Origin of the sequence: Hydrocoleum sp. CS-953 (assembly GCF_002260545.1) — a bacterium.
Taxonomy (GTDB): domain Bacteria; phylum Cyanobacteriota; class Cyanobacteriia; order Cyanobacteriales; family Microcoleaceae; genus Trichodesmium.
Genome location: NZ_LGSU01001398.1, coordinates 1 through 12168, shown reverse-complemented (window position 1 = coordinate 12168; position 12168 = coordinate 1). Strand labels below are relative to the sequence as shown.

At 37.3% G+C, this 12168-nt stretch carries 7 protein-coding genes and 2 pseudogenes; 5 read left to right on the top strand and 4 right to left on the bottom strand.

Annotated features, from left to right (window positions below; genetic code table 11):
* The first annotated feature begins 256 nt into the window (after positions 1 to 256).
* From AFK68_RS27895 to AFK68_RS27885, 3 genes are all read left to right on the top strand, one after another.
* Positions 257 to 1045, top strand: coding sequence for a hypothetical protein (locus AFK68_RS27895; RefSeq protein WP_210407658.1), 789 nt, complete (start codon positions 257 to 259; stop codon positions 1043 to 1045).
* A gap of 672 nt (positions 1046 to 1717) precedes the next feature.
* Positions 1718 to 2341, top strand: a complete 624-nt coding sequence (locus tag AFK68_RS27890; RefSeq protein WP_371357596.1) for an HAD-IA family hydrolase — start codon at positions 1718 to 1720, stop codon at positions 2339 to 2341.
* Between the two features lie 1029 nt (positions 2342 to 3370).
* Positions 3371 to 5476, top strand: a complete 2106-nt coding sequence (locus tag AFK68_RS27885; RefSeq protein WP_094676911.1) for a M3 family metallopeptidase — start codon at positions 3371 to 3373, stop codon at positions 5474 to 5476.
* Positions 5477 to 6017: 541 nt separating this feature from the next.
* Here AFK68_RS27885 and AFK68_RS27880 read toward each other — a convergent pair.
* The 4 genes and pseudogenes from AFK68_RS27880 to AFK68_RS27860 all read right to left on the bottom strand — a co-directional run bounded on the left by AFK68_RS27880 (position 6018) and on the right by AFK68_RS27860 (position 9909).
* Positions 6018 to 6791: an SH3 domain-containing protein gene (locus AFK68_RS27880; protein WP_094676909.1), complete on the bottom strand. Its 774-nt coding sequence runs from the start codon at positions 6789 to 6791 to the stop codon at positions 6018 to 6020.
* Between the two features lie 303 nt (positions 6792 to 7094).
* Positions 7095 to 7775, bottom strand: a complete 681-nt coding sequence (locus AFK68_RS46730; protein WP_371357598.1) for a tRNA-dependent cyclodipeptide synthase — start codon at positions 7773 to 7775, stop codon at positions 7095 to 7097.
* Positions 7776 to 8825: 1050 nt separating this feature from the next.
* Positions 8826 to 9026, bottom strand: a pseudogene (locus AFK68_RS40000) (hypothetical protein); the annotation flags it as partial.
* A gap of 253 nt (positions 9027 to 9279) precedes the next feature.
* A complete protein-coding gene (locus AFK68_RS27860; protein WP_094676915.1) occupies positions 9280 to 9909 on the bottom strand; it encodes a class II aldolase/adducin family protein in 630 nt (209 codons plus the stop codon).
* Positions 9910 to 10390: 481 nt separating this feature from the next.
* On the opposite strand from AFK68_RS27860, the pseudogene AFK68_RS27855 reads away from it, so the two are divergent.
* Together AFK68_RS27855 and AFK68_RS27850 are read left to right on the top strand one after the other, a co-directional pair.
* Positions 10391 to 10876 (top strand): annotated as a pseudogene (locus AFK68_RS27855) (glutamine synthetase); the annotation flags it as partial.
* 57 nt (positions 10877 to 10933) lie between these two features.
* Positions 10934 to 11947 carry a glutamine synthetase family protein gene (locus AFK68_RS27850; protein WP_371357597.1) on the top strand — a complete coding sequence of 338 codons (1014 nt, stop codon included), beginning with the start codon at positions 10934 to 10936 and terminating at the stop codon, positions 11945 to 11947.
* The last annotated feature ends 221 nt before the right edge of the window (positions 11948 to 12168 follow it).

The following is a 12168-nucleotide window of genomic DNA, read 5'->3' as shown; positions in this document are numbered from 1 at the left end:
CTCCTAGGAGGAGAATAAAAAACAATATTACACTAAAAATAGACTTGATTTGTTTCATTGGATTAACCTGATTTTTTTGGAGATTATAGGGTAATTTAAAACTATAGTTAGAGAAGATTGTAGGTTATAGGTTTCAGATTAATAGTTTAATTCGGGAAATGTCAATGGTATAATATTACTCGTATCCACAAAGAATTATAGATAGTGCCGATACTTCTAGAATGAATAGAATGAAACAGAAAATGCTTGTGGACAAATGTTACTAAATATGGAACGAAATCGAGATTCATTGCTAAGGAGAGCTGTGAAGCAAACTTTTTACAAAAAGCATTGGCTCAATTTGGCAGAGTATGCTTGTATAATAGGTTCGGCATTGGGTGCTTTTGGGGTGGCAGCTTCGGGACAAGCATTTTACGCAGTAGCCCCTATGACATTGGCCATATCTCTGAATGTGGCTAATAGATACCGATTTGAACAGCAGATGATATTATCTCAAAAGTCTGAGATAGGAGAAATTCAAAGCTCAGTAGAAAAGCTAGAAAAAAATGCTGTAAAGGTAATAGTGAAACTACGTCAACAGCTTTCTACAGAAATTGAATCAGTTCGTGAAAAATTCTCTACTGGATCGACACAAGCTGTAGACTCAGAAATACAACAGCAACTAAGTGCATTAGAATACTCAGCCTCTTCTGTACAGAAAAGTTTAGCATCTGTAGATAAAAAAGCTCTGACTACAGATGATTGGGAAATAGTAAATGGCCGTCTTTTGGTAATTGAGGAAGCGATCGCCAATCTGCAAAGGGATATGGAAGAGTTGGCCAAGGAACCTCAAGCAGATATATCTCAACTTAAGGCCAAAATTGACGATCTGGAAATAGAAAATACACAGGTGGTGAAACCTCACTTGAAACGCCTGATTACACTTGTGAGGCAATTACAACATACAAATTATTCTAGCCAATCATCTCATCAGTCCCTAATTTCCAAACAACCTGTCAGAGAAGTTAGAGGGGAGTCGGTAAAACAATCTGAAGGTAGGTTTTAAAATAATTAATAATTAATAATTGAAGTAGCACTCAGCACTCAGCACTCAGCACTTCAGCAATCAGCTTCTAAAGGTGTATAATTGAGGATTAATCCCCCCCTAAAAAAGCGCACCACTAATTTTTTAAACTCTTGTGTAAGACTTAAACCCTCGAATTTTTAGCTGACAGCTAAATGCTGTTTGCGGAGAATTCGGTTAGGAAAAGCTGATAGCTAGCTAATAATTACCTCTTCTTATAAAGAAGATAACTGAGCTAAAGGAATTTTTTTTTCTCCATGAATGGAGAGGCTTTATACCTGAATTTTTCAGTAAACTATATCATAAAATTAGGTCAATATTCTCCTTTTCAAAGGGGATAAAAAAAAAGAAAATTCAGTATTTCAAGCTTTCCTATTCCAGGAGATACTGATAACTGTTTAGCGTTCCGCACAACTTTCCGTTCCGGAATGCTCCGCAAACGTTAACGCGGAGCGACATGGAAAGCGGAGCAGTCCGTCAGGATAAAACGCAGTTACGACCATAGGAGGCTAACTAATAACTGAAATGACTGAACCGTTTACCCTAATATTTGATGTTGATGGCACCTTAGCAAATACAAAACGAGATGGCCATAGAGTTGCTTTTAATCAAGCTTTTGCTGAAGCGGGGTTAGACTGAGAATGGTCAGTTTCTTTGTATGGAAAATTACTAACAGTCGCTGGTGGCAAAGAACGGATTAACTTTTATATTAATCAGTATCAACCAAAGTTTTCATCATCACTTCCACTTCCAGAATTAATTTCTAATCTACACAAAAGTAAAACAAATTATTACCAAAAATTATTAGGAACAGGTGCTATACCATTACGCCCAGGAGTAAAAAGATTATTACAAGAGGCACGAACTAATAAAATACGGTTAGCGATCGCTACTACTAGCGCTTTACCAAATGTGACGGCATTATTAGAGCATACCTTGGGAAAGGAAAGTATTTCTTGGTTTGAAATAATTGCTGCAGGAGATATAGTTCCGGCAAAGAAACCTGCACCAGATATTTATTATTATGTGTTAGAAAAAATGAATATTCAACCACATAATTGTATAGTATTTGAAGATTCACATCATGGTTTACAAGCTGCTTTACAAACAGGATTAAAAACAATTGTGACGGTTAATGATTATACTCGTAATCAATATTTTACTGGGGCGACTCTAGTATTAAATCATTTAGGAGAACCAGAAAAACCATTTACTACTCTAAATGGAGATACTAAAGGTATAACTTATTGCAATCTAAAATTAATACAGTCTCTTTAAATAATGGATAATGGATAATTGATAATGTAAGAATATAAAAATTGCTTTTTCGTGTTTGAATAAGCTTTTAACTTCTGGTATAGATTGTCATTTCAGTTATCAGTTAGCCTCCTATGGTCGTAACTGCGTTATCAGTACCTCTGGCTGTTTGCGCAGCATTCCGCAGGAAAACCAGAGCCTTGAAATACTGAAGTTTATTTTCTTTCATCCCCTATCCAAGGGCAGGGCTGTTTCATTCTTGGTCAAGACAGAAGGGGAGCAGGGGAGCAGGGAGCAGGGAGCAGGGGAGAATTTTCCACGCTTTACCCTAGATTTTCCCCAAATTTATCAATTATTCTTAAAGGTTAAAAATACGAATTATTGTTATTTGAGGGAATTGAACCAGACATTTAGACAGAGTTTCATGACACTCCGAGGCTGAAAAATAGGCAAATTTTGGCTAATTTCTCTATTTTATGATCCTAAACATCTCTAGTTCTCCTTAAATTGTTAACTCACGATACTTTGAAACAGCCCTGGCCTATCCAAGGGGAGGCTTGAGACCTTATTTTTTGGTCATTAATCAATCATTATATCATGTTGGGATAATGAGTGATTAAAAAATTTTTGTTTGTAGTTTTGCTCTAGCCCGAACTGATAGATAGGGCTAGAGCAATTCTACAAGCTTTAATTATAACTATTCAACCGGACATTATATTATCAATTAATGAAACAAATTCTTGTTTGAGGAAATTCTCTAATTTAATTGGTATTATTCATAACTTTAAATACCAAAAAAATAATCAATTTAATGATTTGTAAAATAAAATATGATTTCTTTTCTAATTACGCTACAATGTTTAAATCAAAAATAAAATGATAAGGAAATTGAGATAAACGGCGTATGGTTGCTAGTACAACAGTTACAAAAAAAACATTACTAATTGNAAAAATTTAATGATTTGTAAAATAAAATATGATTTCTTTTCTAATTACGCTACAATGTTTAAATCAAAAATAAAATGATAAGGAAATTGAGATAAACGGCGTATGGTTGCTAGTACAACAGTTACAAAAAAAACATTACTAATTGGTAAAGGACTCCCCCCTTTTGAATTTATCAAACCAGAAGATGTAGTACCTGCAATGACAGAACTACTGACAGAATTAGAACAAGAACTAATCAACTTAGAAACAACAGTTAAACCGACCTGGAATGACCTAGTAGAACCTCTACAAAAATTAGAAGACCGTTTAACTTGGAGTTGGGGAATAATAGGACATTTAATGGGAGTGAAAAATAGTCCTGAACTGCGAAAAGCTTATAATGAAGTACAACCAAAAGTAGTAGAATTTACTAACAAACTAAATCAAAGTCAACCTCTTTATCAAGCCTTTAAAAATTTAAACAATAGTGATAGTTGGGAAAACTTAGACTCAGGACAAAAACGCATAGTTGAATCTGCCATCAGAAATGCAGAACTTTCAGGAGTAGGTTTAGAAGGAGAAAAACGAGAACGCTTCAATGCCATTCAACTAGAACTAGCAGAACTTTCTACCAAATTTTCTAATAACGTTATTGATGCAACCAAAGCTTTTAGCTTAACCTTAACTAAAAAAGAAGAAGTAGACGGTTTACCACCCAGTTTATTAAGTTTAGCAGCTCAAGCCGCCAGAGACGATGGAGCCGAAAACGCTACTCCAGAAAACGGACCCTGGCGCATCACCCTCGACTATCCTAGTTTTGTACCCTTTATGCAGCACAATAAAAAACGGGAGTTGCGAGAAAAACTGTATAAAGCTTTTATTAGTCGTGCTTCTGGTGAAGAATTAAACAACTATCCTTTAATTGAACGCATTCTGGAGCTACGGCAACAAAAAACAGAAATTTTAGGCTTTAATAGTTATGCAGAACTAAGTCTCGCCAGTAAAATGGCTCCAGGTGTGGAAGCAGTAGAAAAATTATTGGAAGAATTACGCAGTGTGAGTTATGATGCTGCTGTCAAAGACTTAGAAGAGCTTAAAGCTTATGCTGGTAGCAAAAATGCTCCAGAAGGAAATGACTTTAAACATTGGGATACCAGTTTTTGGTCAGAAAGACTGCGGGAAGAAAAATTTTCCTTTACAGCAGAAGAGTTGCGACCATATTTCCCACTACCACAAGTTCTAGATGGGTTATTTAGTTTGGTCAAGCGGATATTTGGTATTAATATTACTGCTGTAGATGGGGAAGCACCAATATGGCATGAGGATGTGCGTTATTTCCAAGTTAGTGATGAAAATAAAACACCTATTGCTTATTTTTACCTTGATGCTTATAGTCGCCCCGCTGAAAAACGAGGTGGTGCTTGGATGGGTGACTGTATCAACAGGGCTAAAATTGTCGAAAATGGTAAAACTACTGTACGTTTACCTGTAGCTTATTTGCAATGCAACCAAACACCGCCTGTAGATGGTAAACCTAGTTTGATGACTTTTGGTGAGGTAGAAACTCTGTTCCATGAATTTGGGCATGGTTTACAACATATGTTGACAAAAGTTGACTATGCTGGTGCAGCAGGTATTAATAATATAGAGTGGGATGCGGTAGAGTTGCCTAGTCAGTTTATGGAAAATTGGTGTTACGATCGCTCCACTTTATTTGGAATGGCAAAACATTATGAAACAGGGGAGACTTTGCCAGAACATTATTATCAGAAGCTTTTGGCTGCTAGAAATTATATGAGCGGTACTGCAATGTTGCGTCAGTTGCACTTTGCTGTACTTGATATTGAACTTCATCACCGTTATCAACCAGGTGGGGAAGAAACAGTGGTAGATGTGCGTAAGCGTGTTGCTCAAACTACTACTGTTTTACAACCATTGCCAGAAGATTCATTTTTATGTGCGTTTGGGCATATTTTTTCTGGTGGTTATGCTGCTGGTTATTACAGTTATAAGTGGGCAGAAGTATTGAGTGCTGATGCTTTTGCTGCTTTTGAAGAAGCTGGTCTGGAAAATGAACAGGCGATCGCTAATTGTGGTAAGCAGTTTAGGGATACAGTTTTAGCATTGGGTGGTAGTTTGCATCCGATGGAAGTGTTTAAAACTTTCCGAGGTCGGGAACCTAATACTGAACCTTTGTTAAGACATAGTGGTTTAGTAGCTGCAGCTTAAACTGTAATATCAAATCCGGATAATTACTATAGCTTGCGTCCGCAGCGACTGAAACGGAGTGGAAGGTTTGCGGAGCATTCCGGAACGGATAGCAATCTCAGGGTTTGAGAAGATTGCTTCCTATCGTCGCTGCGGACGACTGTTTAAGCGGATTCTATATAAGAAGGGTGGGGATGTTGCATTCAACCTCCCTACGGAATCGGAAAATAAGNGGTTTGCGGAGCATTCCGGAACGGATAGCAATCTCAGGGTTTGAGAAGATTGCTTCCTATCGTCGCTGCGGACGACTGTTTAAGCGGATTCTATATAAGAAGGGTGGGGATGTTGCATTCAACCTCCCTACGGAATCGGAAAATAAGTGATCGCTTATTTTCCACCAGTTTCCTACTGACTACTGAATATTTATAGCAGTAATATTAAATCTCGGTCTAAAAAAATATAGAAACCGGGTTTATATGAAATGCTCGACTAAACTGACATCCGTTTCCCATAAACCCGGTTTCTTAAACACTCCAAAACCAAGATCGCTATAGAAATACAATTAAAAATTTATTGAAGATTTAGACTGAACATTCTCATCCTCTTCTATTAACACTGAAAATTCATACTCATATCCACGGAGATTAGAATCTAATTGTAAAGTGTATACCCCACTCACAGCCATAATACCTGTCCATTCTTCATTACCTTCAACTGCCATAAATTTGCCATCAGGACCAATAATTGTTGGAAAAACATCTCCTGAATTTTTGATACTTAGGCTCTGACCCTGAATCATCCTAACCCGGTAGTTATGACTACCACTACCAATAATCTCACCTCTAACAATAGCTGTGTCGTTTTCCGGGGAAAAAGTAATAGTCTTATCTACACTCGCGCAGGTGCTACGAGTTCTGTTTTTGGCAACCCAACCTGTAACAGGATTACTAATTTGTAGCCAACCAGATTGTTCATCTGTAACAGAAACAAAGGCATTATTGTTAAGTTGACCAACTATATTACCTTGTTTAACTTCTGGACTTCTACGAACATTCAGAGGTGATTCAGGATCATCTACTATAGCCGTAACTATTTTGCATCCTGATGTTGGTGGTGTAATCACAACTGGACTAGATTTTTGAGTAGCTAAATCTGAGGAGTTGGGAGTTGAAGATGAAGACTTTTCTGGGCTTAATTCTACTGTAGCGGGGTTATCAGCACCGTCGAAGTGGAAGGAATCTGCTAAAGCACCAGCTTGAGAAACTTGAGTATGAGCAAATGTACTAGCAACAACAAAAGGAATAGCAGCGATGGAAGCAATGATTTGGTTTTTCATGGTTTTAAATTTCCTGTGTTTGAACTAACTTTTTTTATCATCTTCGTTTTTTCTGGTAATGGTTGTGATTTGTGAGCAAAATTTCAGTGATTTTTCGGTTGTGTTTGAGTGATAAATGAAGTATTGATAGAGTGAGCGCAAGTGGGTCTAAATGGTGAAGTAGATAAGTAATTCTGGTGATGAGAGTCACAGCGGAGGGTGTTGTATGACTTGCTATTGAATTATAGCGGTTTATGATATAAGTAGGGGCGTTGCATGCAACGTCCCTACGGAATCGGAAAATAAGCTATCGCTCATTTATTCTCATTTTTCATTTCCACTTCTAGCATTCCGCTTTTTGAGGCGCAGACTTACCCAGATCATTTGCTTGAGAGGTTCAGGTACTTCTGGGTGTAGTCCCTCTGATATCTCTTCAAAGGTTTTGATTGATCCTGGATAAACGAAAACTAGCCATCCTTCTTTGACAAGACAGGCGTTTATTGCTGACTCCTCAAACAAGTACATTATCGCCAGGTGCTTTTGCTTAAGCTCTTCTACTTCTATCGGTTCACCTTGATTAAGATATTTTTGAGCAAAAGACTTTACCATACTTTGAAAAGATTCATTTTTTTGATAAAGGTTCTCAAGTTCCTCATAATAAATATTAAAGTCCGATCGCTCTAGGATTTCTGAAGCCATCCTCAACTCAAATCGACAATTTTCTGAGTATTTTTCAAACAGCAAAGTATTTTCATTAACAAACTCCTCTCCAGTACGAATTGCCTCTAACCAAGCTTCATCTCCTTCTATCCCTTGTCTAACCTCCATTGTTAGTCGATATATACTATCGGTAACCAGCACTAGGCAAGTCTTAAAATTTTCGCTAATCCATTTGATACAAGCTTCAATTCGCTTGGTATCAGTAAAATTTTTGCTTCCCAAACTAATTCCAAAAACGCACTTGTCATAGTTAAACAGGGAGCTACGCAGACTATGAGGATACACTTTCGCTAAACTTGCTTTATACCAATCAACTAGGTTGATATTAGCATTATTTGTCAAAAATAACTCCCTTCTCTTAATACTTATAGTTTTGCTTATTTTCGATTTAAGTAAGTTTAAATTCNATTTTTGCTTCCCAAACTAATTCCAAAAACGCACTTGTCATAGTTAAACAGGGAGCTACGCAGACTATGAGGATACACTTTCGCTAAACTTGCTTTATACCAATCAACTAGGTTGATATTAGCATTATTTGTCAAAAATAACTCCCTTCTCTTAATACTTATAGTTTTGCTTATTTTCGATTTAAGTAAGTTTAAATTCTCTAACGAAAGCTGACTCCAGTCAAAATTTTCAATTATCTTTTCTTGGTCTATATGACTACTCATCCTGTTAGATATTTTTGAGTACAAGAGGATTTTGATATATTTAGTCATAAATCAACTAGATCAAAATCCTCTATAAATAAAGATATCAAGTATAATTAAACATCAGTTTCAAATAAAGCAAGTCGCAGTCGCTCACTTGCATCTTCCATTTCAGCTAATGATTCAATACTAACAACCATACTACGCTCAATTCCCAAAATTTCTGCTGCTTTAGCCACTGCTGCTTTTTCTTTTTCTTGGTAAGTACCATCAGCTCGACTCATCTTTATAGCTTGATACAACATAACTCNGCCACTGCTGCTTTTTCTTTTTCTTGGTAAGTACCATCAGCTCGACTCATCTTTATAGCTTGATACAACATAACTCGGCGAAAATTCATCGGAAAGTCGTAGCTGATACCACTTAATAACTCTTCTATGTTTGCATTTTTCCAATCGAATTTACGAAGCGTTTCAATGTATTCTTGAGAATCTACTGTTAATAGTTGTTGTTCATCAACATACCATTGAAATTCTTTTTCTGCTAACTCACCATCGGCACCAGCGATCGCCATTAATGCACCAGCGTACTTCACTGCTACATCAAAATCAACTGGTGCAGTAATGTTATATTTATATTCAGCATATTTTGTTGGCTGGAGACTTTTTCCACTACTCATATTTCNGTATTCTTGAGAATCTACTGTTAATAGTTGTTGTTCATCAACATACCATTGAAATTCTTTTTCTGCTAACTCACCATCGGCACCAGCGATCGCCATTAATGCACCAGCGTACTTCACTGCTACATCAAAATCAACTGGTGCAGTAATGTTATATTTATATTCAGCATATTTTGTTGGCTGGAGACTTTTTCCACTACTCATATTTCAGTCCTGTAATTTTTTGCTGTAACTTCTTTATAGATTGATTCACTTTGTTAACCGTCTAATAAAACTTTAGAAAATCTTTACAATTCAATTTAGGTAAACAGTCTAGTAGGGTGCGTTTCCCTGGGGGACATGAAAAGGAAAACGTAACGCACAGTTTTCATAGAAGCATAATTCACCCCACAAATTACTTGGTAATCAATTTCTTAAGATGATTTTTGAATTAATAGTGGTGCGTTACGGCTAGCGCCTAACACACCCTACTGGACTTTGAATCTGCTGTATCTATAAAACTAAATAAAATATTAGCAGCCTCATCTAAATCTTTGCCAAAACAAATAATTCCATCTTCGTGACCTGCCATTACTAATATTTTTTCTACTCCTAAATTCTCTTCATCAAACAAACGAAACATTTCTTTTGCCATTTGTGGAGTACCATAAGGAACATCTGGATTAGCAGTAGGAACTTGAAACATAAGTTCTTGCCAAAAATGATAATTATGAATATGAATAATACCCATAATTTCTGGTCGATAATAATAGATAGCTGCATGAGTTAAAGACTCAGAAGAAGCTTTGACAGGTCCGCAACAAGTTAGACTATTTTCCTCAATATTAAAATCAGTAACTACTGTATAATGTTCTGGTTTTAAAGTTGGGAAATGAGCCGTTTGAGTCCCAGAAATAATAAACTGATTAGAATTATTTATTCTCTGACTAACATTACCAAAACCAATACCATTTTCGTAAACACCAATTAATCCCAAGGAACGCATTAAGTCGCGTTTTTTCATTAAATCAGTCAGGCGAGCAAGCGCCACAGATTCTCCTTTTATCCAATGACAATGATATTTAATTACTCCCTCATCCATAACCATAAATTTAATAATTAAAAACAACAATAAAAATTAATTGTATCATGGTTAATTTTTTCGAGGTAGTTGACTAAATTTAGTTATATAGCAATATGAAATTATTTGTGAAAAAAGCTGTAGGGGTTTGGTTTCCAAATCCCATTTTCGTCGGGTTTAGAGACCAAACCCCTACGATAAAATATTACAACATAAGCGCAGATTGCTATAATGATTTGTGAAAAAAGTTGTAGGGGTTTGGTTTCCAAATCCCATTCTGAAATGAAGTCAGAAGTCAGAATTCAACCCACCCCTAACCCCTCCCAGGAGGGGAAATCATCAGAAGTTTTTTTGTAACAGGGATTAGAGTAACTCTATCCCATTTTCGATCAGGTTTGGAGACCAAACCCCTACGATAAAATATTATAACATAAGCCCGGATTGCTATATAGTATAGTTTGTGTCAGATTAAGAGTCAAAAGCTCTTGAAGTAATTTAACTTGAAAACATGAACAGCAAAAAACCAAATCGACCAAAAGACATTTTTAAACATCTGAAAAAAAACGGTACAAAATTCGTCCGCGTTCTCTTCTGTGATAACGCCAATATCATCCGCTCCAAAGCATTCCATATTGACGTATTACCAGAACACTTCTACACAGGAGTCAGCATTACAGTTGCCCAACAAGCATTGCCAGTCATGTACGATGCCGTAATTTCTGAAACAGGTCTCGCTCCGGTGGGAGAAGCTTGGTTAGTTCCCGACTGGTCTACCTTGCATACATTACCTTACGTTCCTACTCATGTCAGTGTAGTTGGGGATCTGTTTAAAGATGGCTCTCCCTGGTCTTTGTGTCCCCGTAGATTTCTTAAACGAGCGATCGCCACTGCGGAAAAAGCAGGTTTACAAATAAAAGCCGCCTTTGAAAACGAATTCTACCTACTCAAATCGAACTCTGACGGTATCACCCCTACAGATGATACAGTTTTTGCCNTTCCTACTCATGTCAGTGTAGTTGGGGATCTGTTTAAAGATGGCTCTCCCTGGTCTTTGTGTCCCCGTAGATTTCTTAAACGAGCGATCGCCACTGCGGAAAAAGCAGGTTTACAAATAAAAGCCGCCTTTGAAAACGAATTCTACCTACTCAAATCGAACTCTGACGGTATCACCCCTACAGATGATACAGTTTTTGCCTCTACCTTGGGGATGAATATTAACTGTGCCGTAATTGATGACATTGCGGATGCTCTCACTGCTCAAGAAATTCAAGTGGAAAGGTATTATCCAGAGTCTGGTCCTGGTCAACAGGAAATATCTATCCGTTATACGGACGCCTTACAAGCTGCTGACAGACAAATGATTTTTCGGGAAACAGTGCGGGGGGTAGCTCTCAAACATGGACTCACCGCATCCTTCATGCCGAAAATTTTTGCTGACCAAGCAGGTAATGGTTGCCACTTACATCTGAGTTTGTGGCAAGGAGGAGAAAATATTGTTCCTGACTCAGATAGAAAAGGGGAAGTATCTAAAATTGCTCGTAGTTTCATTGCCGGAATTCTTGAGCATTTGCCTGCTTTAATGGCGCTGACAACTCCAAGCGTTAATTCTTATCGTCGCATTCGCCCCCATTTCTGGAGTGGTGCCTTTCGTGCTTGGGGTTTAGATAACCGGGAAGCTGCTGTCAGGGTGCCGAGTAATTTTGCTCCACCCTCTCCCACTCATTTTGAGTTGAAAACTGTTGATGCTTCTGCTAATCCTTATTTAGCTTTGGGAAGTGCGATAGTTGCTGGTTTGGATGGCATTAACCGAGGTCTTGATGTTGGGGAACCTGTGGCGGTTGACCCAGGAATTTTGACTCCTCAAGAAAGGGAAAAGAGGGGAATAGATGCTTTACCTAGTTCGTTGGGAGAAGCGATCGCTCAGTTACTTAATGATGATATTCTGCAAAATGCTTTGGGAGCTGAATTAGCTCAAGCGTTTATTGGCGTTCGTCGCGCTGAGTGGGAAGCAATGAAGGATATGGAAATAGAGGAGGAAGTGAAGATTTTGTTGTCTAAATATTGAAAAGCGGACACGAATAAACGGTAGCATAGGCATCTTGCCTGTTCCTGATATTTTGGGGTAGGTAATATGTTTACCCCAGTTATGTTCATTACGAGTAGAAAATATTAGTATTTTAAGGTACTGTAGATAATATTTTCTACTGCTTTTATTACTAAATTATTACTTGAGAGGAGCAAATATTTAGTATTTTAAAATATTTTATTGATCCTTTTGTATAATTA